The sequence below is a fragment of the Streptomyces sp. NPDC085944 genome, assembly GCF_040686295.1.
Taxonomy (GTDB): domain Bacteria; phylum Actinomycetota; class Actinomycetes; order Streptomycetales; family Streptomycetaceae; genus Streptomyces; species Streptomyces salinarius.
On sequence record NZ_JBFBJX010000017.1, the window covers coordinates 123434 to 149464 of the forward strand.

The 26031-nt window shown below is 72.0% G+C and carries 22 protein-coding genes and 3 pseudogenes; 9 read left to right on the forward strand and 16 right to left on the reverse strand.

Going from position 1 to position 26031, the window contains the following annotated elements; genetic code table 11:
* The first annotated feature begins 27 nt into the window (after positions 1–27).
* A complete protein-coding gene (locus tag AB0P07_RS29280; protein ID WP_365555814.1) occupies positions 28–612 on the forward strand; it encodes a CGNR zinc finger domain-containing protein in 585 nt (194 codons plus the stop codon).
* Here AB0P07_RS29280 and AB0P07_RS29285 read toward each other — a convergent pair whose 3' ends face one another.
* Positions 613–1188 (reverse strand): TerB family tellurite resistance protein, encoded by a 576-nt coding sequence (locus AB0P07_RS29285; protein ID WP_365555816.1) that lies wholly within the window; start codon positions 1186–1188, stop codon positions 613–615. It lies immediately after the preceding gene.
* Between the two features lie 277 nt (positions 1189–1465).
* Here AB0P07_RS29285 and AB0P07_RS29290 point away from each other — a divergent pair, with 277 nt between their 5' ends.
* The 3 genes and pseudogenes from AB0P07_RS29290 to AB0P07_RS29300 form a co-directional block, all read left to right on the forward strand.
* Positions 1466–1780, forward strand: coding sequence for a GtrA family protein (locus tag AB0P07_RS29290; RefSeq protein ID WP_365555818.1), 315 nt, complete (start codon positions 1466–1468; stop codon positions 1778–1780).
* Between the two features lie 142 nt (positions 1781–1922).
* The gene (locus AB0P07_RS29295; protein ID WP_365555820.1) at positions 1923–2330 is read left to right on the forward strand and encodes a RidA family protein; all 408 of its coding nucleotides are present in this window, start codon (positions 1923–1925) and stop codon (positions 2328–2330) included.
* A 112-nt stretch (positions 2331–2442) separates the two neighbouring features.
* Positions 2443–3328 (forward strand): annotated as a pseudogene (locus AB0P07_RS29300) (aminotransferase); the annotation flags it as partial.
* A gap of 5 nt (positions 3329–3333) precedes the next feature.
* Here the strand turns inward: AB0P07_RS29300 and AB0P07_RS29305 are convergent.
* Positions 3334–3771, reverse strand: a complete 438-nt coding sequence (locus AB0P07_RS29305; protein WP_365555822.1) for a hypothetical protein — start codon at positions 3769–3771, stop codon at positions 3334–3336.
* Between the two features lie 148 nt (positions 3772–3919).
* Here AB0P07_RS29305 and AB0P07_RS29310 point away from each other — a divergent pair.
* Positions 3920–4249 (forward strand): annotated as a pseudogene (locus AB0P07_RS29310) (GNAT family N-acetyltransferase); the annotation flags it as partial.
* A 14-nt stretch (positions 4250–4263) separates the two neighbouring features.
* On the opposite strand, the gene AB0P07_RS29315 reads toward AB0P07_RS29310, so the two are convergent.
* On the reverse strand, positions 4264–5061 hold the full coding sequence (locus AB0P07_RS29315; RefSeq protein ID WP_365555825.1) for a sulfite exporter TauE/SafE family protein: 798 nt from the start codon (positions 5059–5061) through the stop codon (positions 4264–4266).
* 93 nt (positions 5062–5154) lie between these two features.
* Between AB0P07_RS29315 and AB0P07_RS29320 the strand changes: the two genes are divergently transcribed.
* Positions 5155–5934 carry a helix-turn-helix transcriptional regulator gene (locus AB0P07_RS29320; protein WP_365555827.1) on the forward strand — a complete coding sequence of 260 codons (780 nt, stop codon included), beginning with the start codon at positions 5155–5157 and terminating at the stop codon, positions 5932–5934.
* A 20-nt stretch (positions 5935–5954) separates the two neighbouring features.
* Here the strand turns inward: AB0P07_RS29320 and AB0P07_RS29325 are convergent, their stop codons facing one another.
* The 4 genes from AB0P07_RS29325 to AB0P07_RS29340 form a co-directional block, all read right to left on the reverse strand.
* Positions 5955–6605 carry a GntR family transcriptional regulator gene (locus tag AB0P07_RS29325; RefSeq protein ID WP_365555829.1) on the reverse strand — a complete coding sequence of 217 codons (651 nt, stop codon included), beginning with the start codon at positions 6603–6605 and terminating at the stop codon, positions 5955–5957.
* 125 nt (positions 6606–6730) lie between these two features.
* Positions 6731–7456 carry an aspartate/glutamate racemase family protein gene (locus tag AB0P07_RS29330; protein ID WP_365555831.1) on the reverse strand — a complete coding sequence of 242 codons (726 nt, stop codon included), beginning with the start codon at positions 7454–7456 and terminating at the stop codon, positions 6731–6733.
* 104 nt (positions 7457–7560) lie between these two features.
* Positions 7561–9048 carry an NCS1 family nucleobase:cation symporter-1 gene (locus AB0P07_RS29335; RefSeq protein WP_365555833.1) on the reverse strand — a complete coding sequence of 496 codons (1488 nt, stop codon included), beginning with the start codon at positions 9046–9048 and terminating at the stop codon, positions 7561–7563.
* Positions 9049–9213: 165 nt separating this feature from the next.
* Positions 9214–10257: a LacI family DNA-binding transcriptional regulator gene (locus tag AB0P07_RS29340; RefSeq protein ID WP_365555835.1), complete on the reverse strand. Its 1044-nt coding sequence runs from the start codon at positions 10255–10257 to the stop codon at positions 9214–9216.
* A 164-nt stretch (positions 10258–10421) separates the two neighbouring features.
* On the opposite strand from AB0P07_RS29340, the pseudogene AB0P07_RS29345 reads away from it, so the two are divergent.
* Positions 10422–11012 (forward strand): annotated as a pseudogene (locus AB0P07_RS29345) (beta-galactosidase); the annotation flags it as partial.
* Between the two features lie 54 nt (positions 11013–11066).
* On the opposite strand, the gene AB0P07_RS29350 reads toward AB0P07_RS29345, so the two are convergent.
* From AB0P07_RS29350 to AB0P07_RS29390, 9 genes are all read right to left on the reverse strand, one after another.
* On the reverse strand, positions 11067–12005 hold the full coding sequence (locus AB0P07_RS29350) for a TauD/TfdA family dioxygenase (protein WP_365555837.1): 939 nt from the start codon (positions 12003–12005) through the stop codon (positions 11067–11069).
* 310 nt (positions 12006–12315) lie between these two features.
* The gene (locus AB0P07_RS29355; RefSeq protein WP_365555839.1) at positions 12316–13149 is read right to left on the reverse strand and encodes a class II glutamine amidotransferase; all 834 of its coding nucleotides are present in this window, start codon (positions 13147–13149) and stop codon (positions 12316–12318) included.
* 38 nt (positions 13150–13187) lie between these two features.
* A complete protein-coding gene (locus AB0P07_RS29360; RefSeq protein ID WP_365555841.1) occupies positions 13188–14666 on the reverse strand; it encodes a glutamate-cysteine ligase family protein in 1479 nt (492 codons plus the stop codon).
* A gap of 151 nt (positions 14667–14817) precedes the next feature.
* Positions 14818–15315 carry a peptidylprolyl isomerase gene (locus AB0P07_RS29365; RefSeq protein WP_365555843.1) on the reverse strand — a complete coding sequence of 166 codons (498 nt, stop codon included), beginning with the start codon at positions 15313–15315 and terminating at the stop codon, positions 14818–14820.
* A gap of 49 nt (positions 15316–15364) precedes the next feature.
* Positions 15365–16363 (reverse strand): type I glyceraldehyde-3-phosphate dehydrogenase, encoded by a 999-nt coding sequence (gene gap / locus AB0P07_RS29370; protein ID WP_365555845.1) that lies wholly within the window; start codon positions 16361–16363, stop codon positions 15365–15367.
* A 134-nt stretch (positions 16364–16497) separates the two neighbouring features.
* Positions 16498–17454 carry a helix-turn-helix domain-containing protein gene (locus tag AB0P07_RS29375; RefSeq protein WP_365555847.1) on the reverse strand — a complete coding sequence of 319 codons (957 nt, stop codon included), beginning with the start codon at positions 17452–17454 and terminating at the stop codon, positions 16498–16500.
* 28 nt (positions 17455–17482) lie between these two features.
* Positions 17483–18358 (reverse strand): SGNH/GDSL hydrolase family protein, encoded by an 876-nt coding sequence (locus AB0P07_RS29380; protein ID WP_365555849.1) that lies wholly within the window; start codon positions 18356–18358, stop codon positions 17483–17485.
* Positions 18359–18718: 360 nt separating this feature from the next.
* On the reverse strand, positions 18719–18934 hold the full coding sequence (locus AB0P07_RS29385; protein WP_365555865.1) for a ferredoxin: 216 nt from the start codon (positions 18932–18934) through the stop codon (positions 18719–18721).
* Between the two features lie 2 nt (positions 18935–18936).
* Positions 18937–20142, reverse strand: coding sequence for a cytochrome P450 (locus tag AB0P07_RS29390; RefSeq protein ID WP_365555851.1), 1206 nt, complete (start codon positions 20140–20142; stop codon positions 18937–18939).
* A 380-nt stretch (positions 20143–20522) separates the two neighbouring features.
* Here AB0P07_RS29390 and AB0P07_RS29395 point away from each other — a divergent pair, with 380 nt between their 5' ends.
* Both AB0P07_RS29395 and AB0P07_RS29400 read left to right on the forward strand, forming a co-directional pair.
* Positions 20523–21674, forward strand: a complete 1152-nt coding sequence (locus AB0P07_RS29395; RefSeq protein WP_365555854.1) for a glycine amidinotransferase — start codon at positions 20523–20525, stop codon at positions 21672–21674.
* 308 nt (positions 21675–21982) lie between these two features.
* On the forward strand, positions 21983–26031 hold a 4049-nt coding region (locus AB0P07_RS29400; RefSeq protein ID WP_365555856.1), incomplete at its 3' end, for a beta-ketoacyl synthase N-terminal-like domain-containing protein.

The window sequence follows — 26031 nt, forward strand, 5'->3', positions numbered from 1 at the left end:
TCCGCAATATGCGTTACATTCGGGCCCGTGTCGATTCCTCACGGCGCCGATACGAACGCCGACGTCCACGATTCCGACTGGTCCACGAGGCACTCCGTGCTGTCCACGGCGCGGCGCACCGCCGCCCTCGTCAACGTGCTCGCCGGGGGCCCCGCCCCCGACGCGGTCGCCGAGGTGCTGCGCGCTTACGGCGAGAAGGAGCCCTTCGACCTCACCGCCCGTGACGTGGAGGGAATGCGCGAGGCCGCCGCCCTGCTGCGGGACGTCTTCGCGGCGGAGTCCGCCGACGCCGCCGCGCACGTCCTGAACCGCCTCCTCGGCGCGCACACGGGGCGGCTGCGCCTGACGTCCCACGGGGGCGGAACTCCTTGGCACCCGCACCTCGACCGTGCCGACGACGCACCGTGGCCGGAGTGGTTCCTCGCCTCGTCCTGCCTGGCGTTGACGGTCCTGGTCTGGGACCGCCAACGCCCACCCGGCAGGATCTGCGCCTCCGGCAGCTGCCGGAACGTCTTCATCGCCCAGGGCAGCGGTCCGGAACGCCGCTACTGCTCACGTCGCTGCGCGACCCGGGAGCGGGTCGCGGCGCACCGGCGCCGGGCCGAGGGGTGATCAGACGCCGAACTCCGAGGGCGGGATGTTCAGCGCGGTGCACGCCTCGCGGATGGCGTACTGCTCGGACGACTCGAAGGATCCGTCGGCACCGGCGACCACCATGCCGGTCTGCACGACCGCACGGGCCTCCGCGGGCTTCTTGGCGGCCTTGGCGACGACCTGGAGTGCCTCGGCCTTCCCCTGCTCGAAGTTGGCGAGGAGTCGGTCCACGTGCTGGTTGAACCGCTGGCGAAGCTGGTCCGCCGGGAAGTTCTGCAGCACCTCGTTGGAGACGATCAGCTCCTCCACGCGCTGCCGCTCGGTCGGCTCCACCCGGCCGTCCGCGGCGGCGACCAGCGCGCACATGGCCATGCTGGCGTCCCGGTAGGCGCCGCTCTTCAGCTCGTTCTTGGCCGAGGCGAGCTGGGACTTGAACATCCCGATCAGCTGGGCCTTGGAACCGCCGGAGGACGAGCCCGACCTGCCGCCCCCCGCGGGCCCGTGCGAGCCCTGGCCGGAACCGCTCGCTCCCCGAGTGCCCTGGGACTGCTGGAAGGTCTTGGCCTGGTCCTTGATCTTGTCCCACATCGCCACTCGTGCCACCTCGGCTTCTGTCGCTGTCCATCGGTCTGTCCTCGACCGCGATTTCCCGCGGTCACCACGATGAACGCGGCCGGGAACCACAGGGTTCCCGACGGGCAAAGAAAAGGCAAAGCGCCTGGTGGTGTCGTAGCACGCTGCGCCCTCGGGGAGTTCGTCGACGGATCGGACCGGTGGGGCGCGCGGTGTGGTGGCGGGAGGTCGGCTGGTTCGTCGCGATCGGCGTCGCGTCGACCGCGGGCCAGGCGCTCCTTTACTGGGGGCTGCGCCCGTGGTCGCCCCGGCGGTCGCCAACCTGGTCTCGCTCCTCGTCCTGACGGTGCTGAACACCGAGGCCAACCGGCGCCTGACGTTCCGCCACGCCGCCACCAAACCGGCCCGCGCACACCTCGGAGCGGGCGGCCTCTTCCTGCTCGGCTACCTGGTCACCTCGGGTGCCGTGCTGTGGTTCACGCACCGGCGGCCCGACGCCTCGCCCGCCGCCGAGACCGTGGTCCTCGCCACCACGTCCGTCGCCGTCACCGTCGTGCGCTTCGCCGTCCTGCGACTGGCCGTCTTCCGCGGCCCCGACCGCCGGCGCGTCTGATCCGCGCCGCGCGACCCGCTGAGCTGTTCGGTCACCCTTGGGTTCCCGAGTCACCGAAAAGTGCGTTCTTCCATGTCGGCGGCCACTCTCCTACGGTTCCCGAGTAACCACGAGAGAGCACATGGGCAAGGAGAGCGAAAACATGGCCATCACCCTGGTGAACCCCGACGGGCTGCCCGCGGTCGACGTCTACCGACAGGTGTCGATCGGGTCCGGATCGAAGCTGGTCTTCGTCGCCGGGCAGGTCGCCTGGGACGCCGACGGCGTCACGGTCGGCGAAGGGGACCTGGCCGCGCAGGCCGAGCAGTGCTACCTCAACGTCGCCACCGCCCTGGCGGCGGCCGGTGCCTCCTTCGCGGACGTCGCCAAGCTGAACGTCCACGTCGTCGACTGGACGCCGGACAAGATGCCCCTTCTGCTGGAGGGCATCGATCGGGCGGCCGCCCGGCTGGGAGTGACCCCGGCCGCGCCGGCCACCCTGCTGGGCGTCGCGGCGCTGGACGTGCCCGAGCATCTGATCGAGGTCGAGGCCACCGCCGTCCTCGACTGACCCCTTCCCGGTCCCGGCCGGCCGTACGCGGCCTCCTGGCCCCTCCTGGCCGTGCACGTCCCGGTCGAGGAGGCGCTGCGGGTACAGGCCGCGTCCGGCGTCGACCGCCGTGCAGGTCCCGTACGGCCGGTACTACGGCGCCTTCGGCGCCACCCCGCTCTTCCCCGTCCGGTCCACGCCCACCACGAGGCGACCGGCGACCGGGCCCTGGCAAAGCGCCTGGAACGGCACGCCCAGCGGGCCGTGGACCGGATGCTCACCGACGGCGGCCCGGAGCAGCACGGGTACCTCGTGTACGACCCCGACCCGGGCGGGCTGGTCAGCCAGAACCGGAAGGACTCGGCCGGCGCCGTGTGCTTCCGCGACGGCACCCGGGCCGAGGGGCCCGTCGCCGTCTGCGAGGCACAGGGGTACGCCTACGCGACGCAGTCCTGCACACCGCCGAACTCGCCGACACCGTCTGGCGGGAGGAGACGTACGCCCGTCGGCCGCGGGACCGGTTCACGGCGGACTTCTGGACGACCGGCGCCGACTTCCCCCTGGCGCTGGACGGCGACGGCCGCCAGGTCGACGCGTCGGCCTCGGACGCCGGGTACCTGCTGTGGTCGGCGTCCTCGACCCGGAGCGCTCCCGCCGGGTGGGCCGGCGACTCCTCGAGCCGGACTTCTTCTCCGGCCGGGCGATCCGGACCCTCGCCGCCGGGCAGCGGCCGTACCACCCGCTGTCGTACCACCGGGGCAGTGCCTGGCCGCACGACAACGCGGTCGTCGTGCTGGGCCTGGCCAGGCAGGGCCTGGCGGCGGAGGTGCGCACCGTCGCGGAGGGACTCGTCGCGGCGGCGCATCACGGCCACCGGCTGCCCGAGGTCCTCGCCGGATACGACCGCTCGGCGACGCCGCACCCTTCCCTACCCCCACTCCTGCTCGCCGCAGGCATGGGCCGCCGCCACCCCGCTGGCCCTGCGGACGGCGCTGGGGCCAAAACCGCTCGGTTCCTGACCGGCCTACTGCGACGCGGGCCGGGCGCGGCCCCGGGCACCGGTGCGACGGCCGCAGTCCGCGTCGTGCCGCCCGCCGAGCGAGGTCCACCAGCGTTCGCAGCAGTCTTCGGGGAGCAGGACGCGGGCCGTCGCGGGACGGCCGCACTCCGGTCCGTGCACGACCCCGTCGGAGTGCCGCCAGAACGCGCAGCACGGCTCGAGACCGTGCGCGAACGGATCAGCCTGCCCGGCGGGCCGGGCCAGCAGCTCGGCCCGCCGGGCCAGGACGACCCTGCGCCGGTGCTCCGCGCCCTCACGGGCGGCGCACCAGGCGAACACGGTGGCGGTGTACAGGCCGGGCAGGGCGAGCCAGGAGTGGCGGGTGGCCGCGTACGCGGCGGCGGCGACAAGGAGCGCGGCGGCGGCACGGCACGCGCGGGCGGTGCGCAGGCTCGGCGTCACAGGGGACTCCGTGGGTCGGCGGGGAGAAAGCCTCGGGACCATCCGTATGCCCCCGGTTCGCCGACGTACGTCATCCCGTCGCGTCCGGCGGAAAATCCGTTGCGGTCACCCGCCGGGTCCCCGACTCCGCTCCTCATGTCCCGCCGACCTCGACGACATCGACGCCGCGGGGCTCGACCGGTCCCTGGTGTGGCTTCGCCGAGACCGACGACCTGGGGGACGCCGGGTTCCTGCTCGCCCGGGACGATCGCGAGGCCATGGGCTGGATCCGGAGCATCGGCGTGCCGGGCGGGGCCCGGGGCCGAGGTGTGGGCGGGTTCCTGCTGTGCCACTCCTTCGCGGCCTTCGCCGCACGGGGCCGGGACACGGTGGGCCTCGGTGTCGACACCGCGAACGCGACCGGCGCCCCGCGGCTGTACGGCCGCAACGGCATGACGTCCACTTCGCGGTCGACACCTGGGAGGCCGCGCCCGCCTGACGCCTGACGGCGCTTCACAGCACCATCGCGACCGCCACCGCGCAGAGCAGCCCGACGTACGTGCAGGCGTAGAGGCGGTCCGGGATGTGCGGCGGGCGCCGGCGCAGCACCGCGATCACGGGCAGGGCGCCCAGGAGCAGCGCACCGGCCGCCCGGAGGTCGACGAGACCCACCAGGCTGAGGTGCGGGTGGGCGTCGGCGGGGTCCCCGGAGCCGTCCAGGAAGACGACGGCGGCCGGGAGCGCGATCGCCAGGGTCAGCGGGTTGGCCAGTGCGGTCGCCACGTGCATCGTGTGCCCGGCCCGCCGCATGGCGGGGACGGTCATGACGCTGCCGCCCACCCCGAGGAAGGCGGCCACCGCGCCGATCGGGGCGCCGACCGCGGCCGGCAGCGGCCGAGGCGTGCCGACGGCCGCCTCGGCCGGTGCGCGCGGGCGCAGGAAGCCGGGGCGCAGCAGCAGGTCCACGACGGTGAGGGCGACGTACGCGACGAACGCCCAGCGGATCAGCCCAGCCGGGGCGTGGCGCGCGGCGAGCGCCCCGGCCGCGGCGCCGGCGCCCAGCAGGACGAGCAGCGGGCCGCCGCCACGGAGGGCGGCCAGCACCCGGCGGGGCGTGACCGCGGTGGCGAAGGCCGCGTTCACCACCATCACCAGGGCCGAGGTGGCCGTCGCCACCCGTATCGCGTCCGCGCCCAGGGCGGAGTCCGCCCACACCACCACCGGGACGGCGACGAAACCTCCGCCGAAGCCGAAGAGCACGGTGGTCACGCCGGTCAGGAGCCCGATTCCGAGCAGAGTCACAACATCCACGCGGGCCACTTCACCAGCTCGGCGGTGCCGCCCGCATTCGATACCTGGCACCATTCCTTCGCGACCCGGCCAGGACGGCCGTAGGGTGACCGGGTGAAGAACGTCCCCCTGGCCGACGTCGACCACGTGGACCGGGCCGTGCTGCCGATCGGCACCGACTACCCGCCCGGACACGTCCTGGACTGGCACGAGCACCGGCGCGCGCAGTTCCTGTACGGCGCGACCGGAGTCATGGTGGTCGACACCGACGACGGAACCTGGACCGTACCGCCCGAGCGCGCCGTGCTGATCCCGGCCGCCACCCGGCACCGGGTGCGGATGCTGGGCGTCAGCACCCGCAGCCTGTACATCGAGCCGGCCGCCGTCCCGTGGTGGCCGGGCACCTGCACGGTCGTGCACGTGCCGCCGCTGCTGCGCGAACTTCTCCTGACGGCCGTCGAGTTCGACGCCGACTACAGCCTGTCCGGCCGCGACGGCAGCGTCGCAGACCTCCTCCTGCACGAGATCGCGGCGGGCGCCCCGCTTCCGTTCCACGTCCGCATCCCCGCCGGTGCCGACCTGGCGGCGCTGTGCCGGGAGTACCTGGCCGCGCCGGACACCGGGGTCACCAACGCGGTGTGGGCGGCGCGGACGAACATGAGCGAGCGTGCCTTCACCCGGCGTTTCCGTGCCGAGACGGGCGACAGTCCCGCCGTCTGGCGGGGCCGCGCCCGGCTGCTGGCAGCCGTGCCGCTGCTGCGGTCCGGTTCGGTCAGCGAGGTCGGCGGCCGGCTCGGCTACGCCTCTCCCGCCGCGTTCACCGCCGCCTTCACCCGTACCTTCGGCATCCCGCCGTCCCGGTTCGCCCAAGGCCACCGGGGGCGGCCCGGCTGAGGGCCCCTGGGGGTCTTCTCCTAGGAGCGCTCCTGCCCCAGGTGGCCCAGTGCCGCACTGCGGCTCGTCGACAGATGGTGCAGGACCAGTTCCTGGACGCGGTCCACGTCGCGGGCCGCGATGGCCCGGTAGAGGGCGTCGTGTTCGAGGGCGACGGCCATCAGGTCGTCGTGCTGGCCCAGGAGCCAGCGCAGCCGGCTGCGCAGGACCCGCTCCAGCTCGTTGAGCAGCTCGTTGGCGGCCAGCGAGACGACGGTCTCGTGGAAGTCGGCGGCCGCCCGGCGGGCCCGCACGGCGTCGTCGGCGCGCGCCGCGTCGAGTTCGGCGTCCACCGTCGCGCGCAGCCGCTCCAGCCCGTCCCGCGTGTGCCGCTGGGCGGCGAGCCGGAAACCGAGGGTCTCCAGGCCCGAGCGGACCTCGTCCAGGTCGGCGATGTCGCTCGTGGTGAACTCCCGCACCACCGCCCAGCTCCGTGGCCGCGGCGTCACCAGCCCCTCCGCCACCAGGGTCTTGAGCGCCTCGCGGACCGGGAGCCGGCTGACGCCGAGGGACTCGGCCAGCTCCCGCTCGACCAGGCGGCTGCCCGGGGCCCGCACACCGTCGATGATCTCGTCGCGCAACTGCCGCGTGACTCGCTCGGACTCGGGCGTGAAGCCCCCTGACGCAGTCATCGCCGTCCTTCGTCTGTCTACCCGTTCCCGGCACGCCGACCGCGCCGTGCGGAGCGGCGGTCGGGCGGCCCGTCAGGATACCCCGGGGCCGGCGGGCGGCCCGGTCGGGACGGCGTGCGGACGGGTCAGCCCGCCTGCGGGGGCCAGTTCACGATCCGCTTGGGACGCGGACGGGCGTAGGTGCGCACCTTGGACGTGGACAGGCCGAGCCGGACCAGGGACTCGGCGACCGTCACGGCTGCGGCGACCCCGTCGACCACGGGGACACCGGTACGCTCCACCACGCGTTCGGCGAGACCCGCCATGCCTCCGCAGCCCAGGCAGATCACCTCGGCCCGGTCGTCCTCGACGGCGCGGGCGGCCTGCTCGGTGATGGCGTCCACGGCGGCCTGCTCGTCCCGTTCCAGCTCCAGCACGGCGAGTCCGCTGGCCCGCACGGAGGCACACCTGGCGCTCAGTCCGGCCACCGCCAGCCGCTCCTCGATCAGCGGGACCGTACGGTCGAGGGTGGTGACGACGGAGTAGCGGCGGCCCAGGTACTGCGCGGTGCTCGCCGCCGCCTCCGTGATGTCGACGACGGGCACGTCGAGCAGCTCCTGGAGCCCTTCGCGTCCGTGTTCGCCGTAGCCGGCCTGGATCACCGCGTCGAACGGCTCCGGATGGGCGCGGACGGCCTCCATCACCGCGACCGCGGCGAGGTAGCTCTCGTAGTTGCCCTCGACGGACTCGGCGCCGAAGGCCGGTGTCAGCGGCACGATCTCGGTGCCCGGGGAGGCCGCGTCGGCCGCCTGCTTGCCGATCGCGTCGGTGATGGACTGCGTGGTGTTGACGTTGACCACGAGGATGCGCATGGGGGCCTGGGCCTTCTGCTCGAACGGGGCGGTTCCGCGACGGGGCGGGTCGGGTCGGGGGAGGTAGGGCGCCGGGGGAGCGTTGCCGAAGGGAGCGGGTGGGGCTATTCCGCCGCGACGGCGATGGACTCGCCGTCCACGTCACGGAACAGCGAGGCCCGGTCCGCGATCAGCGCGTACAGCGCGGCCGCGATGACCGCTCCGACGAACCAGGAGAACCCGGCCGCGGCGTGGAAGAAGGGGACCAGGGCGACGACGACCGCGATCGCGGCGCTGGGGACGAAGGCGGCGACGGCGCGCGGGTTGTAGCCGCGACGGTAGTGGTACTCGGCGCCGGCGTCGTCGGTGTAGAGGGCCGGCACGTTCACGCGGGACCTGCGCAGCAGCCAGTAGTCCGCCATGATCACGCCGAACAGGGGACCGAGCAGCGCGCCGAGCCCGCCGAGGAAGTAGTTCACGACGACCGGGCTGTTGTAGAGGTTCCAGGGCGTGATGACCAGACCGAGGACCGCGCTCACCAGTCCCGCGCGGCGGAAGTCGAGCCGGTGCGGGAAGAGGTCGACCAGGGCGTAGATGGGCGCGACGAAGTTGGCCAGCAGGTTGACCGCCACCGTGAGGGCGATGAGGCACAGCGAGGCCACGGCGAGCAGGAACATGTTGGGGATGGTCCGGACGATGTCCGTCGGACTGGTGATCACGTGCCCGTCGAGGGTGAACTGGGCTCCGCTGAGGACCGCCACGATGACGGCGAAGAAGAGCATGTTCACCGGGATGCCGATCACGTTGCCGCGCACGATGGAGCCGCGGCTGCGCGCGGACCGGGTGAAGTCGCAGAAGTTCAGCACGAACGTCCCGTAGATCACCACCCACAGGGCGGCGGCCTGGAGCACCTGGAGCCACATCGCGCCGCCGGTGAGCGGGTCGTCGATCGACACGGAGACCGACCCGTCGGCCCGGACGAACATCCACACCGCCAGGGCGCACATCGTGAGCAGGGTGGTGGGCGCCGCGAAGGCCATGTACCGGCGGATCATCTGCATCCCGTAGCTGACGATGAGCACCTGGAGGGCCCACAGCGCCAGGAAGGTGATCCAGCCGAGCGTCGACTGGCCGAGCAGCGAGTGCCTGTCCAGGGAGGCCAGGGACGGGAACATGGCGACCAGCAGAGCGCTCAGTACGGCGGAAGCCAGATAGGTCTGGATACCAAACCATGCGATGGCCACGGCGCCCCGGACGGCCGCCGGAACCTTCGCTCCCCTGATGCCGAACGCGATGCGGCTCATGACGGGGAAGGGCACCCCGGTCTTGTGCCCCATGAACCCGGACAGCGTGAGCAGGAGGAACAGCAGGACCGAGGCGAGCGCGAAGGCGGCGAGGATGCCCCACACGTTCAGGCCGAGGGCGAACAGCCCGATGGCGAAGGCGTAATTGCCCAGGCTGTGCACGTCGTTGGCCCACAGCGTGAAGACGTTGTAGGCGCCCCAGCGGCGCCCTTCCCGCTTCGTCGGGGCCAGGTCGTAGGTGTAGAGGCCGGAGCTGGTGGCGGTGTCGCCGGTCCGTGCGGACGAGCGGCGGTCTTCCAGGGCAGTCATACGGGACTCCTGGGATCAGGTGCGGGGAGTTGGAGGATTTCACAAAGCGGAAGCGGCTTTCCGGTGAACAGAACGTAGTTTTGGCCAAACCGCACCGTCAAGGGGTCTGCGGCAAATGGAATACCATTTTTGGGGCCGTCGGCAGCCCTGTGAACCACTCCCGTCTCAGTGCCGCCCGGGGCCCTCCGTGCTCTCCCGCAGGACGAGCCGGTGATCCACCACGAGATCCTGGGGTGCCTGCGCCTCCGACTCGGCACCGTCCGGCGCCGTCGCCTCCTCGATGCGGTGCTGGAGCAGCTGCACGGCGACTCTGGCCACCGCCGCCTTGTCCGGAGCCACCGTGCTCAGCGTGGGGACGCTGAACCGCCCGCCCTCCACGTCGTCGAAGCCGATGACGGCGACGTCTTCCGGCACCCTCACCCCGTGCTCGTGCAGGGCGCGCAACGCACCCAGCGCCAGCTGGTCGTTGAGGCAGAGCAGCGCGTCCGGCCGCGCACCCGCGGAGAGTGCCCGCGTCACGGCCTGCGCGCCGTCGGGCATCCGGAAGGAACCGACCGGCAGCAGGGCGGCCGGATCGTGGGCGATGCCCGCCTCCGCCAGGGCCGCCCGATAACCCCGGGTGCGGGCCTGGGCCGTACCGAGACCCGCGTCGTCGCGCCCGCCGACGGCGAGGATGGTCCGGCGCCCGAGGTCGATCAGATGGCGGGTCGCCTCACGCGCCGCGCTCTCGTTGTCGATGGCCACATGGTCGGCGCCCTCCTCCAGGAGTTCCCCGAGCAGTACCGTGGGCGGGAATCCCGTGCGGTCCCGCAGGTCGTCGGCGGTCAGCGCGAGCGGACTGAGGATGATCCCGTCCACGAAGGCGGAGCCGAACCCGGCCAGCGCCGCCAGCTCGTGGGCGCGGTCGGCGCCGGACTGATGGATGAGGACGGTCAGGGACCGCTCCTCGGCCGCGCGGACGACGTGCCGGGCCAGCTCCGCGAAGTACGGTATGTCCAGTTCGGGGACGACGAGCGCGATGATGCCGGTCCTGCCCCTGCGCAGATGACGGCCGGCCAGGTTCACCCGGTAGCCGAGGTGTTCGATGGCCTCGCGCACCACCTGCCTGGTCCGGTCGGAGACATGGGCGTAGTCATTGATGACATTGGACACCGTCTTCTCCGACACGCCCGCATGACGTGCGACGTCCTTGATCCTGGGCCGTGTCACCGAGACCTCCCTGCCTCTTCCGCGCTGCCCGAGTCTATGTCCCGGTACGGCAGCGGGCGGCGGTGCCGGGACGGAGGTGCGGGCCCTCGCCGCACCCCCGTCACCAGCGCGGATCGGCGGCCCCGGCTCCTTACAGCCGATGTACATCGATGTAAAAACTAGCCACCTACCAGAAGCTGCACGACCGGATCACCCAGCTCGACGACGTGACCCGGGCGATGTTCCTGGCCACCAAGGCCATGGACACCACCCGCCCCGTCGTCGACGCGTCCGGCTACGCCCACCGGGTCGCCGAGACCGACGTCTACGACTCCCACAACTACGAGCAGGATCCCGCCGTCTTCCGGCAGCTGATGTCCGGCCTGGGCAAGGACGCGCCGTTCGTCAACGCCCACAAGAGCGGCGCCCCCTACTCCCAGCCCTACCGGGGCCAGCCGTACTTCGTCAGCGAGTTCGGCGGCATCTGGTGGGATCCCGAGGCGGCGGCCGACCGCTCCGGCGAGGACCGCACCGTCTCCTGGGGCTACGGGGAACGCGTCCGCAACGAGGACGAGTTCCACGAGCGGTTCGGCGGCCTCACCGAGGTCCTGCTCGGCGACCCCGGCATGTTCGGCTACTGCTACACCCAGCCGACCGACGTCTTCCAGGAACAGAACGGCATCCACCGCTTCGACCGGAGCGAGAAGCTCGACGTCGCCCGCGTCCGCGCCGCCCAGCTGCGCCCGGCGGCCATCGAGGAGGCGGCGGAGGACTGAGGGCCGGTCCGGTGCGGGGTCGGAGGCGGTGTTCCGCCGCCGGCCCCGCCCGGGTCAGAAGGGCCGGTCGCCCTCGACGGCGACGCGTTCGGCGATGCGCCGCTCGGTCCCGTAGTCACCCACGGCGTAGTGCTGGGTGGCGCGGTTGTCCCAGAAGGCGACGTCGCCCGCCTGCCAGCGCCAGCGGACCTGGTACTCGGGCACGTGCGCCTGCTGGAACAGGAGGCGCAGCAGCCGGTCGCTCTCGTCGCGGTCCATGCCGGTGATGCGGGTGGTGAAGGAGGTGTTGACGAACAGCATGCGCCGCCCCGTCTCGGGGTGGGTGCGCACGACCGGGTGCTCCACGGGCGGGAAGAGATCCTGGTGCGGCAGCAGCCGCTCGGTCCCGTAGAACCGCGCGAAGCCCGGGATGAAGTCGTGCACGGCGCGGGCGCCGTCGATACGGTCCCTCACCTCCTGCGGCAGGTTGTCGTACGCCGCTGCCATGTCCGCCCACATCGTGTCCCCGCCGAGCGGCGGCACTTCGCGCAGCTGGAGCACCGCACCGAGCGCGGGCCGCTCCCGGAAGGTGACGTCGGTGTGCCACACGTTCTCGTACGTCGGTGCGGCGCCGGCGCCCTTGTCGAAGCGGACGACGTCGTCGCTGGAGCCGGCGGCGAGCAGGGGGTTGGTCTCCAACTCGCCCCAGTTGCGGGCGAAGTCGCGCTGCTGTCCGGAGGTCAGGTGCTGAGCCCGGAAGAACAGCACCTTCCACTCCAGCAGGGCGCGGTTCAGCTCCTCGCGCAGCGCCGGAGCAAGAGGGCGTGAGAGGTCGACGCCGCGGATCTCCGCGCCGATGGTGCGCGTCTGCGGGACGACCTCGAAGTGGGCGTAGGGCCGGTCCTCCCACCCGTCGGGCAGGCGGCGCAGGATGCGCCGGCCCTCGTACATTCCGTCCGCCGGGATACGTGCTTCGCGCAGGACGGTGTTCGGGCCTGCGGCCGTGACGGTCATGGGAGTCCTCCCCTTGGGATGCGGGTCGCGGGTACGCGTGGAAGTCCGGCCAGCGGGCGGCGCGCGAGGCACCGCCGGGTGGCCGGGGACACGCAGGTGTGTGAAGGGTGCTCCAGGACATGGGCCGGAGAAGAGGTCCGACGGGTTACGACGCGACGTGCGTCGAACGGTCGGTGGGAAGAAGGCCGTTAGAGGCCGGAACGCTCACAGCCGGTGCGCTCGGGCACGCGGGGACACTCCGCGGTGGTGCCGAACCGGTATGTGGTCATGCTACCGATTGTGTGATCTTCTCTCGTTCCTGTCAACGTGGTCAGGGATGGCAGGGAACGAAGGGGCGCAGGTCGTCGCCCTCCGGCTGGACGACGCCGTAGCTGCTCTCGGGCACCTTGTTCCACACGCCGGGCAGGTCGCCCAGCGGTTCCGAGACGATGAGGCGGCTGTTGTCGGACGCCTCCTTCAGGAAGGGCAGTCCTGGGTGCAGCGCGCGCAGGCTCTCGACCCGGCTGCTGTAGTACAACGACCGCGACCGGCCCTGGCTGGAGTAGCGGAAGCCCCACAGCCGCTGTCCGTCGGTCACGGCGACCGTCATCTGCAGCGGGAACTCCACGCCGTGTTCGTGGCCGATCTCCTCCACCAGGCCCGCCATGTGGGCCACGGCCGCGGGTGGGTGGTTCTCCAGGCCGAGGGTGAGCGCCAGGTAGAACATCATCTCCGAGTCCGTCGATCCCTCGATGTCGAGGAAGAGCCGCGGATCGACGGCCAGGGCGAGGTCGCGGCGCAGCCGGTGGAACTCGGCGACGGCGCCGTTGTGCATCCACATCCAGCGGCCGTGGCGGAAGGGATGGCAGTTGGTCTGCTGTACGGGGCTGCCCGTCGAGGCCCGTATGTGGGCGAAGAACAGGGGCGAGCGGACATGGCTCGCGATCTCCCGCAGGTTGCGGTTGCTCCAGGCCGGCCCGACCTCCCGGACGATCGCGGGCGTCGTCATCTCCGGCCCGAACCAGCCGACTCCGAACCCGTCCCCGTTCGTCGTCTCGACGCCCATGCGGGCGTGCAGGCTCTGGTCGATGAGCGAGTGCTCGGGCTGGTACAGCAGGGTCTCCAGGAGTACAGGTGTCCCCGAGTAGGCGAGCCATCGGCACATCGCTCCATCGCCTCCCTGGTGGCCGGGCGTCCCGGACGTCAGTCGACCGGCCAGGTGTGGACCGGGGCGTTGAGGTGCATGTAGTCCATGTACTGCTGGGTCATCCGGCGCAGCGCCTCGTGGCGGCCGGGCCGGGCGCCGGCGTCGATGTGGTGGAACATCTCCTTCTGCCAGACCGCGCCGTTGCGGCCGGTGACGCACCGCTGCTCGATGATGCCGAGCAGCGGCTCCCGCCAGGCCGAGTCCATGCCCGACAGCTCCAGCCCCCGGTGCGCCAGCGGCAGCAGCCGGCGCAGGACCAGCTCGGGCACGGTCACCTCGCCCACGCCGGGCCAGTACAGGTGTGCCTCGATGCCGTGCCGGGCGGCGGTGTGCAGGTTGTCCTCGGCGACCGAGAAGGACATCCGCGACCACACCGGCCGTTCCTCCTCCACCAGGGCGCGGGTGAGCCCGTAGTAGAAGGCGCCGTTCGCGAGGGTGTCGGCGACGGTCGGGCCGGCCGGCAGGACCCGGTTCTCCACCCGGACGTGCGGCTTGTCGTGGGCGACGGCGTAGACGGGCCGGTTCCAGCGGTAGATGGTGCCGTTGTGGAGGGTGAGTTCGCCCAGTTCCGGGATGTCGCCCCGGTCGAGCGTCTCGGCGGGGTCCTGGTCGTCGCACAGCGGCAGCAGCGCCGGGAAGTAGCGGAGGTTCTCCTCGAACAGGTCGAAGACGCTGTTGATCCAGCGCTCCCCGAACCAAACCCGCGGCCTGACCCCCTGGGCCTTGATCTCCTGCGGCCGGGTGTCGGTGGCCTGTTCGAACAGGGGGATGCGGCTCTCGTGCCACAGCTCCTTGCCGAGCAGAAACGGCGAGTTGGCGGCCAGGGCGACCTGGACGCCGGCGATGGCCTGGGCGGCGTTCCAGTAGTCGGGGAAGTCCTCCGGGGCGACCTGGAGGTGGAACTGCGTGCTGGTGCAGGCGGCCTCGGGTGTGATGGTGTCCGCGTAGGTCCGCAGCCGGTCGACGCCGTCCACCTCGATGTGCAGGTCCTCGCCCCGGGCCGCGAACACCTGGTCGTTGAGCAGCCGGTAGCGCGGGTTCTCCGACAGGGCCGCCTCGCCCACGTCGGACTGGCGCAGCGTGGGCAGGGTGCCGACCATGATCAGATGGGCTCCGACCGACGCGGCGCGGTCCTCGGCGTGGTTCAGGGCGGCGCGGATCTCGGTCTCCCAGGCGTCGGGACCGCCCGCCGTCAGCTGCCGGGGCGGGATGTTGATCTCCAGGTTGAACCGGCCCAGCTCGGTGGACCAGGCCGGGTCGGCGATCGCTTCGAGGGCGTCGCTGTTGCGCATGGCGGGTTCGCCCCGGTCGTCGACCAGGTTCAGCTCGATCTCCAGGCCGACCTGGGGCCGCTCCGTCTCGAACCGGGACTCGCGCAGCATCTGCGCGAAGGCCTCCAGGCACTCCTGCATCTTGATCCGGTACCGGCGGCGGTCCTCGCGGGTGAAGACCAGCGCCGGGACGTCCCGTCCCATCGGTCCTCCCGGGGTTGCCTTCCTCGGACGCTCCTCCACCCCAGCGTCGCACCACCCGGCGCACCCCACCAGACGGGACGGGAACGGGGGCCCACCGCACCGTGTGCGATGGACCCCCGTCGGTTACGGTCCTGGTAGGGCTGATCAGGCCTTACAGCTTGCCGGAGGCGCGCACCGTGATCTTCGCGGAGGTCTTGCCGGCCGGCGAGGAGCCGTAGCCCTCGATCTTGTCGACCACGTCCGTGCCCTCGACGACCTTGCCGAAGACGACGTGCTTGCCGTCCAGCCACGGGGTGGGCACCGTGGTGACGAAGAACTGCGAGCCGTTGGTGTTCGGCCCCGCGTTGGCCATCGACAGCAGGTACGGGCCGGTGTGCTTCAGCTGGAAGTTCTCGTCCGCGAACTTCTCGCCGTAGATGCTCTTGCCGCCGGTGCCGTTGCCGTTGGTGAAGTCACCGCCCTGCAGCATGAACTGCGGGATCACGCGGTGGAAGGGCGAACCCGCGTAGCCGAAGCCGTGCTCGCCGGTGGACAGCTCGATGAAGTTCTTGGCGGTCTTCGGGGTGACGTCCTCGAAGAGCTCGAAGACGATGCGGCCCGCATCCTGGCCGTCGATGTCGATGTCGAAGTAAACCTTGGAATTGCTCATCGCACCATTGTTGCGTGTGACCCCCGGTGATGCCGAATCGGCCGCCCGTTCAGCGCGTGGCGAGCAGTCCGAGGGTGTCGATCACCCGGTTGGAGAAGCCCCACTCGTTGTCGTACCAGGCGACCACCTTGACGTGCCGGCCGTCGACGCGGGTCAGGGCCGAGTCGAAGATCGACGAGGCCGGGTTGCCGGTGATGTCCGAGGAGACCAGCGGGTCCTGCGAGTACTCCAGCACACCGGCGAGCGGCCCGTCGGCGGCGGTCCGGTAGGCGGCCAGGACGTCCTCGCGGGTCACGTCGCGGGCGACGGTCGTGTTCAGCTCGACGATCGAGCCCACCGGGACCGGCACGCGGATCGAGTCGCCCGAGAGCTTGCCGTCCAGGCCCGGCAGCACGAGGCCGATCGCCTTGGCGGCGCCCGTCGTGGTCGGCACGATGTTCACCCCGGCGGCGCGGGCGCGACGCGCGTCGCGGTGCGGGCCGTCCTGGAGGTTCTGCTCCTGCGTGTAGGCGTGCACCGTCGTCATGAAGCCGTGCTCGATGCCGGCCAACTCGTCGAGCACCGCGGCGAGCGGCGCGAGGGCGTTGGTGGTGCAGGACGCGTTGGAGACGATCGTGTGGGCGGCCGGGTCGTAGGCGTCCGTGTTCACGCCGTAGGCGAGCGTCACGTCCGCACCGCTGGACGGGGCGCTGACCAGGACCTTGCGCGCGCCCGCGGTGAGGTGGGCCCGGGCCGCGTCGGCCGAGGTGAAACGGCCGGTCGACTCCAGCACGATGTCGACGCCCAGCTCGGCCCAGGGCAGCTGGGCCGGCTCGCGCTCGGCGAGCACCTTGATGCGGTGACCGTCCACGACCAGGGTGTCCCCGTCGACGCTCACCGGACGGCCGAGCCGGCCGGCGGTCGAGTCGAAGGCGAGCAGGCGGGCCAGGGTGGCGGGCTCCGTGAGGTCGTTGACGGCGACGACCTCCAGCTTCGTGTCGCGCTCCAGCAGCGCCCGCAGCACGTTGCGACCGATGCGGCCGAAGCCGTTGATGCCGATGCGAGTCATGAGTGGTGTGTCCCTTCGTTCGCCACCAGGTCCTTCCCCCTCAGGCTCGCGCAGGACGTACGGGCGTGGCAGCGGCGCGAGAGCCATGGTTCGCAAGGATCGCGCCAGCTCCGCGACGGGGCGGCGGCGCCCGGCTACTCACCCCGGGCGAAGGTGCGCCGGTACTCGCTGGGGGTGGTGCCGAGGATGCGCTGGAAGTGCAGCCGCAGATTCGCACCGGTGCCGAGCCCGACGTCGGCGGCGATCTGCTCGACACCGCGCTCCGAGCGTTCGAGCAGCTCGCGGGCCATGTCGATACGGGCGCGCATGATCCACTGCATCGGTGTGTACCCGGTGTCCTCGACGAAGCGCCGGGAGAGGGTGCGCGCCGACACGGCCGCGTGCCGGGCCAGTGCCTCCAGGGTGAGCGGCTCGTCCAGCCGGCGCAGCGCCCACTCGCGGGTGGCGGCGAACCGCTCGCCTAGGGCTTCGGGCACGCTGCGCGGCACGTACTGGGCCTGACCGCCGCTGCGGTAGGGGGCCGCCACCAGGCGCCGGGCCGCGTGGTTGGACGCGGCCACCCCGAGGTCGCCGCGCAGGATGTGCAGGCACAGGTCGATGCCGGAAGCGGCGCCCGCCGAGGTCAGGACGCTGCCCTCGTCCACGAACAGCACGTTCTCGTCGACCCGGACCCGGGGATGCTTCGCCGCGAGCGCCCGCGTGTAGTGCCAGTGCGTGGTGGCCCGCCTGCCGTCGAGCAGGCCGGTGGCGGCCAGCGCGAAGGCGCCGGTGGAGATGGCGGCGAGCCGGGCGTCCCGGTCGTGGGCCGCCGTCAGCGCCTCGACGACGGCCGGCGGCGGGTCGTCGACGTCGGGCGACCGGTAACCGGGCAGGAAGACCACGTCGGCCCAGTCCAGGGCCTCCAGACCGTGGGCGACGTGGTACGAGAGGCCGTCGCCGCCGGTCACCAGGCCCGGAGTCGCGCCGCACACCCGCACCTCGTACGGCATGCTCGCACGCGTCGTGAAGACCTGCGCCGGGATGCCCACGTCGAGGGGTTTCGCCCCTTCGAGCACGAGGACGGCGACGCGGCGCAGGCGTGAGGAGGACACGGCAGAAGCGTACGGGGGAGTGCGGCGGTCAGCTCAGCCCGAGGACGCTCATCGTGTGCTCGGCCATCCGCCGCTCGCCGAGGGCGTTGGGGTGGACGGGCACGAGGTTGCTGCCGAACAGCAGCGGTTCGATCCAGCGGGTACCGGGGGCCTCGCAGGCGTCGTGCCCGTCGGAGACCTCGGCGAAGTCGACGTACGTGGCGCCGGTCTCCTCGGCGGCACGCCGGACCGCGCCGTTGAGATGCGCCTGGATGTCCCGCAGGTAGGGCACGTCACCGGCGGCGACGGGCAGCTTCAGGAAGCAGGACGGGTCGGCGGTGGCCGGAGTGATCCACGGGTAGCCGAGGGCCGCCACCCGGGCGTGGGGTGCCCTGGCGCCGACGTCGCGCAACGCCGCCTTGAGCGCGGGGTAGGTGCTGGCCTCGATCTCGTCCTCGAAGGACGTGCCGTACTTGTCCTTGCAGGGGCTGCCCTGTCCGCCGCTGAGGACGCCCGCCGTGCCGCAGGCGGTGATGGCGTTGATGAACGTGTTGTTGTCGTTGCCGCCGATGGTGAGCGTGACCAGGTCCGTGCCGGCACTGAGCGCGTCCAACTGGGGGGCCACACCCGGGTACTGGGCCTGCGTGAAGTCGGTGGTCCGGGCGGCGCCGCAGGTGACGTCCTTGAGCCGGGCGCCCGTGGCGTCCGCGATGACGTGGGGGTAGTTGGCCGTCGAGCGCAGACAGATCAGGTTGGTGAGGTCGACGGGCAGGACGCCCGATCCGGCGCTGTAACTGTCGCCCAGAGCCACGTAGTCGAGGGTGGCGGGCGTGGCGTGCGCGGTGGCGTCCGTGAGGCCGAGGGCGAGGACGCCGACGGCAGCGGTTGTCGCGGCCATGACACGGCGAAGGGCATGCTTCGGCATGTGCTCTCTCTTCTTCGGGAGGGCGGAAGCGGAGTTACCGATCGGTTCTACTTTTAAGTAATGTGCAGTGCGGTTGACTGGAAGTCAACGTTGTTGCCGCACGGATCTCGTCACCGACACCCTGGCCGCGACCGTCTGCACCCGCGGCAGCCTCGCCGGATCGATCATGCACATCGACCACGGAGCCCAGCGCGCCAGGAAACGCCGCTGACCGGCCGGAGCGCCGGCCCCGGTACGGCTCGGAGATGAGCGATGCCGAGTGGACTCTGGTGCGGGACCTGCTGCCGGTTCCGGGATGTCTGACCGGACGGGGCGGCGACCGGAGGGCTGCTTCCGTCGGCAGATGATCGATGCAGTCCGCTACCTCGTGCCCGACGGGCCGTCGGTCCAGAAAGTGATGGCCGCAGTGGGACAGAGGCGGGCGGCCTCGCGCACCGCGTCCCAGGTGTCGGCAGGCGGCTCCGGACGCAGCACCACGACCGTGCCGTCGTCCTCCCGCTGGTCGAACACCTCACCGGCGGCCAGGATGCACATCCCGGACCCGATGCAACGCTCGGAGTCCACCCGGGTCAGCATGCTCACACGTCCCAGGTGACCGGGAGGCTCTTCACCCCGTGGATGTCGGACAGTTCCGTGCGCAGGACGATCTCGCCGGCCGGGACGGCCAGCCGCAGTGAGGGAAAGCGGTTGACCAAGGCGGCGAAGCCCACACGCATCTCCACTCGCGCCAGTTGCTGGCCCAGACACTGGTGGATGCCGTGCCCGAACGCCACGTGCCCGCCGTCCCGCCGCCAAAAGTCCAGCACGTGCGGGTCGGTGAAGCGCTCGGGGTCGCGGTTCGCGGTGTTGTAGGACAGGATGAGCGAGGCGCCGGCGTCGATGATGCGGCCACCGAGCCGGACGTCCTCCAGCGCCGTCCGCATGAAGGTCTTGCCGACACTGAGATACCGCAGCAGTTCCTCCACGGCCCGATCGGTGAGCCCCGGGTCGTCGCGCAGCGCGGCCAGCTGCTGGGGATGGCGCAGCAGCGCGTAGGTGCCGAGGGCCAGCATGTTCGCCGTCGTGTCGAGCCCGGCCGCGAGCAGCACCAGTGCCATTCCCTGCAGCTCCTCGTCCGTGAGGTCGCTGTCGGTGAGTTCGCTGAGCACGTCGTCGGTGGGGTGCGCGCGTTTGGCGGCCACCAGGTCGCCGAGGCGCTGTCGGGTGGCGGTGTAGGCGGCGGCCACCTCCCCGTCCTGTGCCTCTGGGTTCATGAAGGTCTCGAACTGCGCCTGGAACGAGGCACGTTCGCCGATCGGAACGCCCAGCAGCTCGCAGATCACCATGGCCGGAACGGGCTTGGCGAACGCGCTCACCAGGTCTGTGGGAGGGCCCGACTCCGCCATCGCGTCCAGGTGCGCGGCGGTGATCTCCTCCACCCGCTCGGTGAGCAGCCGCATCCGGCGCACGGTGAACTTGCCCATCAGGGGCTTGCGGTAGCGGCTGTGGTGGGGGTCGTCCATGAGCAGGAACTCGCCCGGCGGAACCGGAGGCAGCGTCAAGCCGCCGTAGTCGACGGTCGGATGGCGCATGAACTCCCGCCGGGAACTGAACCGCGGATCCGACAGCACCGACTTGATCAGGTCGAACCCCGTGACCAGCCAGCCGACGTGTCCGCCGGGGAAGGTGTAGCTGCTCAGAGGCCCGTGCCGGCGGGCTTCGAGCAGTTCCGCCGGAGGATCGAAGGGGCAGTCGGGCCGCCGCGCGGCCGGCAGGGTGGACACGGTGTGCAATGGCTTACCCATGACCCTTCCTCATCTCGCGGGGAAAGAATGCGACAAGGCCCGAAAAGCGAGTCTTCCGGGAACACGCAGGAAAGGGCGCGCACGCTGTTCGGTGGTGGAGGTGGTGTCGGACGTGCGAGAGCCTGAACAGACCGGAGCCCCGCACGCTTTTCTACCCGGCCTCGGCAGACCTGTCCACCCCCTGTTTCTCCCTCGCTGCCCGGTAATCCGCCGTAACCCGGCGTGCCCTGAGGCGAGTTCTTTTTGCGTCGCTCCGTCGAAGAAAAAGGGAGTCCGAGCTGTAACGGCGGAGCTCGCCGATGCCCGCAGGGGCCGGAACCCGGCGAGGATGGCACGTGTTCTGCGGACTCCGCGGCCCCGAACGACAGGCGGTTCACTGCATGCTTCTGAACAGTTTTGACGAGTGGTCGCGACTGCGCGAGGTCGTCGTCGGATCGGCGGAGAACTACGTCTCGCACGAGCGGGAACTCTCGTTCGACCTGTTCTTCCACGACAACCTCGCCCAGGACAACCCGAGCCGTTCCGAGTGGTACTACCCGCGGCTGTCCGCGCGGAGCGAGCCGGCCGACCGGCGGCAGCTGCCGGTGGCACAGCGCTACGTCGACGAGCTGAACGAGGATCTGGAGGGGCTGGCCGACACCCTGCGCGACCTCGGCGTCACCGTCCACCGCCCCCGCGCGCTGCCCGCCGAGACCGCCGAGGTCACCACCCCGGCCTGGTCCGCGTCCGTCGTGCCGCCGCTCAACATCCGCGACAACACGCTCGTCCTCGGCGACGAGATCATCGAGACACCGCCGATGATCCGCTCCCGCTACTTCGAGACCCAGCTGCTGAAACCGCTGTTCCAGGAGTACTTCCGCAGCGGTTGCCGCTGGACCGTCATGCCCCGTCCGCTGATGACCGACGCGTCCTTCGACCTGTCCTACGTACGGACCGCCACCGCCGGCGGACCGACCGAGCCAGTCGAGGAACCCCGGCCGTCGCCGTACGACGTCGGACTGGAGATGATGTTCGACGCGGCCCAGTGCCTCCGGCTCGGTCGCGACATCGTCGCGAACGTCTCGACCGAGAACCACGAACTCGGGGTCGCCTGGCTGGAGCGCCACCTCGAAGGCCGCTTCCGCGTCCACCGGGTCCACCGGCTGAGCGACAGCCACATCGACAGCATGGTGCTCGCCCTGCGCCCCGGCCTGCTGCTGGTCCGTTCGGAGGCGGTCGTCGAGGCCCTGCCGCCCGCCCTGCGCCGGTGGGACCGGATCGTCGCCCCCACTCCCACGGAGAACGACTTCCCGCGCTACGACGACGACGCCCTCATCCTGACCAGCCCCTTCATCGACCTGAACGTGCTGTCCGTCGACCCGGAGACCGTCCTGGTCAACGAGGCGAGCCCGGAGCTGGTCCGGGCCCTGGAGGACGCGAAGTTCACCGTCGTGCCGGTACGGCACCGGCACCGGCGCCTCTTCGGCGGCGGGTTCCACTGCTTCACCCTCGACACCGTGCGGGACGGCGGGCCCGAGAACTACCTCGAATGAGCCGGCCGCAGTGCCCGACGGCATTTCCGTCCCGCCCGAGGACGTAACCGTAAAGACGTAACGGTGGAGTTCGCCGATGCTGCCGCACCCGCCGGGTGAAACCGTATGGCGCAGCGCCGCCCGTACCACCTCCGGCATTCGGATCCGGGCGAATTCGGTTACCGGTATTCATGCCGTTCCTCCGCTCCCGGTTCCTCCACCCCCTTTCGTGCGGGACCCGAAGACCCGGGAAATACAGAGGGCCCGGGGGGTCCGGGAAGTCCGGGAGGTCCGGGAAATCCATCCAGGAAATCTAGGGAGTCGCATTCATGAGGGCAGCGGACGGCCGGGACTCGGCGCTCGCCATCGTCGGTGTCTCCTGCCGTTTCGCCGGGGCGGAGAACCCGGACGAGCTGTGGCAGCTGCTGGACTCGGGCGGCAGCGGCGTCGGCGAGGTCCCGCCCGGTCGCTGGACGGGAGCCGCCGCGGAGCACACCCCGCGAACCGGTGGCTACCTGGAGCACGTCGACCGGTTCGACGCCTCGTTCTTCGGGATCTCACCGCGCGAGGCCCCGTTCGTCGACCCGCAGCAGCGGCTCGCCCTCGAACTGGGCTGGGAGGCGCTGGAGGACGCCCGGATCACACCGGACCGGGTACGCGGAACCCGGCTCGGCACGTTCGTCGGCGTCACCGGCGACGACTACGCCCAACTCCTGTCCCCGCACGCCCAGACACTCGCCACGCAACACGCGCTGACCGGCGTGCAGCGCGGCGTCCTCGCCAACCGGCTGTCCGCCTTCCTCGGCGCCCGCGGACCGAGCATCACCGTCGACTCCGCGCAGTCCTCCTCCCTGGTGGCACTCCACCTCGCGGGCGCGAGCCTGCGCGCGGGCGAGTCCGACGCCGCCCTGGTCTGCGGGGTCAACCTCCACCTGCTGCCGCAGAGCGTGCTGCTCGCCGCCCGCCTGGGTGCGCTGTCCACCCTCGGCCGCTGCTTCACCTTCGACGAGCGCGCCGACGGCTACGTACCGGGCGAGGGCGGCGGCGCCGTCGTCCTGAAGCGCCTCGACACCGCACTCGCCGACGGCGACCGCATCCTGTGCCTGGTCCGAGGCAGCGCGACCAACAACGACCCCGCCGGCGCGACCCTGACGGCGCCGACCGCCGAGGCCCAGTCCGACGTCCTCACCTCCGCCTACCGCAACGCCGGCATCGCGCCCGAGGCCGTCGGCTACGTCGAACTCCACGGCACCGGCACGCCCACCGGGGACCCCGTCGAGGCCGCCGCACTGGGCGAGGCGCTCGGCCGCCACCGCCCCGGCGGCCGGCCCCTCGCCGTCGGCTCGGTGAAGACCAACATCGGCCACCTCGGCGGCGCCGCCGGAATCGCCGGGCTCATCAAGGTCGTGCTCTCCCTCAAGCACCGCCGGCTGCCTCCCAGCCTCAACTTCGAGAACCCCAACCCGCGCATCCCCCTCGACGAACTCAACCTCCGCGTGCAGCGGGACGCGGAGCCGTGGCCCGAAGAACCCGCGGAGCCGGGAAACCCGGTCGGCGAACTCGTCGCCGGCGTCAGCTCCTTCGGCATGGGCGGCAGCAACTGCCATGTGGTCCTGTCCGACTGGCACCCCCGCCCGCCGGTCCCCGCCGCACCGGCGGCGGCCCCGTCCGAAGTGCCGTGGCTGCTGTCCGCGCGCACCGACGCCGCCCTGCGCGACGCCGCCTCCCGGCTGGCGGGCAGCGGCGCGGTCGACGGTACGGCGGCGTCGGCCGCGGACGTCGCGTGGTCCCTCGCCTCGTCGCGCACGGGCTTCGAACGGCGCGCGGCCGTCGTGGCGGCCTCGCACGAGGACCTGCTCGCCGGTGTACGCGGACTCGCCGACGGCACCCCCGCTCCCGACGTCCTGCTGTCCGGCCCGGCGGCCCCGGGCGAGGCCGCCGTGGTCTTCTCGGGCGGGGCGCCGAAGACCGGCAGCGCGGGCGCGGTCCTCTCCGTCTTCCCGGTTTTCGCCGAGGCGCTCACGGAGGTGTGCGCGGCCTTCGACGAGGTGGCCGGCGAAGTCGCCGACATGCTCGGCCTGCCGGCGCGGGCGCGTACCCGACTCGGGCTGGAGGACGGCACGTTCGGCGCGAGGCTGCGCCGGGCCATGACCGCGCAGGCCGACGGCGCGGAGACCGGCACCCGGGAGCCGGAGCCGCGGGACGAGGGTCGGGACCAGGCCGGCGCCTTCGCGTTCGGCGTGTCTGCGTGGCGGCTGCTGACGTCGTGGGGACTGCGGCCGACGACGGTGGCCGGACACGCGGTGGGCGAGCTGACGGCCGCCCACGCGGCGGGCGTGTGGTCCCTGCGGGACGCGGCGCGCATGACGCTGGCACGCGGCTGGCTGAGCGGGACCTCACCGGCCGACGGGGCGCGGGCCTACCGCAGGGTGCTGTCGACGATCGAGTCCGCCGCCCCCCGGCTCACCGTGGCCTCGACGATGCTGGGCGGGACGGCGGAGCCCGCACTCCTCCGGGACCCCGCGCACTGGCTGCGGCAGGCGGGGGAGACCGGACCGCCCGCCGACGGCCTGGCGCTGGTGCGCGACAGCGGCCTGCCGGCCTTCGTGGAGGCGGGCCCCGACGCGGCCCTCACCGTCCTGGCCGCGCGCGGGGACGACACAGCCGCAACCGCTCTCGTCCCGCTGGTCGCGGAGACCGAGGACCGCGTGCCGGTCAGGTCGCTGGCGAGGCTGTGGGTGGCGGGCGCCGACATCGACTGGACCCCGCTGCTGGGCGGCGCCGGAGTGGTCGACCTGCCGACCTACCCCTTCCAGCGCCGCCGCCACTGGCTCGAAACGGAACCCGCGCCGACCGCCGCGGAAGCACCCGCCCCCGACGGCACGGGCACCGTCGCCGTACCCGCCGTACCCGCCGTACCCGCCGTGGACCCCGTGCACCCCGGGCGCGAGGCCGTGGCCGCGCTGAGCGCGCTCACCGGACCGAAACGGACGGCGGCCCTGCGCGCGTTCGTGTGCGAGCAGGCGGCCGCCGTCATGCGGGACACGGGACCGGTCGACCCGGCGCGCACGTTCAAGGATCTCGGCTTCGACTCCGTCATGATCGAGGAACTCGGCAGGATTCTCGCGGCGTGCACGGGACTGCCCGTCAGGGCGAGCACCGTCTTCGACCACCCCACGCCCCAGGCACTGGCAGCGCACATCGGCGCCGCGCTCACCGCCGCCGACCAGGAGACCGGCCCGCAGAACGGGGCCCCGGCGACCCGCACCCTCCCGAAGCCCGCCACCGGACTGGCCACCCGCTCGAAGACGCCGCACGGGACGACCACGGACCCGGACCACGACCACGACCACGACCACCCCGCGATGCCCGACGCTCCGCCGGACGACGGCACGACAGGCCCGGCGCACGAGCAGGAAGCGAGTCCGGCGCGTACCGACGACGAACCCGTGGCCGTGGTCGGCGTGGCCTGCCGCTACCCCGGGGGAGTCGCCTCGGCGGACGACCTGTGGCGTCTCGTCGCCGACGGCGAGGCGGTCCCGACGACCTGGCCCGCGGACCGCGGCTGGGCACCGCGCGGAACGGACAGGCGGGAAGGCGCCGCCGGTGGCGGATTCCTCGACGACGCGGGCGACTTCGACGCCGACTTCTTCGGGATCTCGCCGCGTGAGGCGCTGGCGATGGACCCGCAGCAGCGGCTGCTCCTCGAAACCTCCTGGGAAGCCCTCGAACAGGCCGGACTGGACCCCGACGGTCTGCGCAGCTCGGCCACGGGCGTCTACGTCGGCGCCACCACCCACGACTACGGCCCCCGCGCCGACCAGGCCCCCGACCACCTCGCGGGCCAGATCCTCACCGGCAGCACCCCCAGCGTGATCTCGGGCCGGGTGGCCTACACGTTCGGTTTCGAGGGTCCGGCGGTGACGGTGGACACGGCGTGCTCGTCGTCGCTGGTGGCGATCCACCTGGCGGGCCGGGCCCTGCGGTCGGGCGAGTGCGATCTCGCGCTGGCCGGCGGCGTGACCGTCATGGCGACCCCCGGCATGTTCCGTGAGTTCGAACGGCAAGGGGGCCTGGCACCCGACGGCCGGTGCAAGCCGTTCTCGGCGGACGCCGACGGCACGTCGTGGTCCGAGGGCGTGGGAGTCCTGGTCCTGGAGCGGCTGTCGGATGCCCGGCGCAACGGCCACCGGGTGCTCGCGGTCGTGCGGGGCAGCGCCGTCAACCAGGACGGTGCGTCGAACGGTCTGTCCGCGCCCAGTGGTTCCGCACAGCAACGCGTCATCCGGGCCGCGTTGGCGGACGCCGGGCTCGGCACCTCGGATGTGGACGTGGTGGAGGCGCACGGTACCGGGACGAGGCTCGGTGATCCGATCGA

Excerpts from the sequence above, each read along its gene's own strand:
- AB0P07_RS29325 (WP_365555829.1), bottom strand. The coding sequence starts at position 6,605 with ATGACTGCGTCAGGGGGCTTCACGCCCGAGTCCGAGCGAGTCACGCGG.
- AB0P07_RS29330 (WP_365555831.1), bottom strand. The coding sequence starts at position 7,456 with ATGCGCATCCTCGTGGTCAACGTCAACACCACGCAGTCCATCACCGAC.
- AB0P07_RS29395 (WP_365555854.1), top strand. The coding sequence starts at position 20,523 with ATGCTTCTGAACAGTTTTGACGAGTGGTCGCGACTGCGCGAGGTCGTC.
- AB0P07_RS29360 (WP_365555841.1), bottom strand. The coding sequence starts at position 14,666 with ATGGGACGGGACGTCCCGGCGCTGGTCTTCACCCGCGAGGACCGCCGC.
- AB0P07_RS29390 (WP_365555851.1), bottom strand. The coding sequence starts at position 20,142 with ATGGGTAAGCCATTGCACACCGTGTCCACCCTGCCGGCCGCGCGGCGG.
- AB0P07_RS29365 (WP_365555843.1), bottom strand. The coding sequence starts at position 15,315 with ATGAGCAATTCCAAGGTTTACTTCGACATCGACATCGACGGCCAGGAT.
- AB0P07_RS29335 (WP_365555833.1), bottom strand. The coding sequence starts at position 9,048 with ATGACTGCCCTGGAAGACCGCCGCTCGTCCGCACGGACCGGCGACACC.
- AB0P07_RS29380 (WP_365555849.1), bottom strand. The coding sequence starts at position 18,358 with ATGCCGAAGCATGCCCTTCGCCGTGTCATGGCCGCGACAACCGCTGCC.
- AB0P07_RS29385 (WP_365555865.1), bottom strand. The coding sequence starts at position 18,934 with ATGCTGACCCGGGTGGACTCCGAGCGTTGCATCGGGTCCGGGATGTGC.
- AB0P07_RS29355 (WP_365555839.1), bottom strand. The coding sequence starts at position 13,149 with ATGTGCCGATGGCTCGCCTACTCGGGGACACCTGTACTCCTGGAGACC.
- gap (WP_365555845.1), bottom strand. The coding sequence starts at position 16,363 with ATGACTCGCATCGGCATCAACGGCTTCGGCCGCATCGGTCGCAACGTG.
- AB0P07_RS29350 (WP_365555837.1), bottom strand. The coding sequence starts at position 12,005 with ATGACCGTCACGGCCGCAGGCCCGAACACCGTCCTGCGCGAAGCACGT.
- AB0P07_RS29295 (WP_365555820.1), top strand. The coding sequence starts at position 1,923 with ATGGCCATCACCCTGGTGAACCCCGACGGGCTGCCCGCGGTCGACGTC.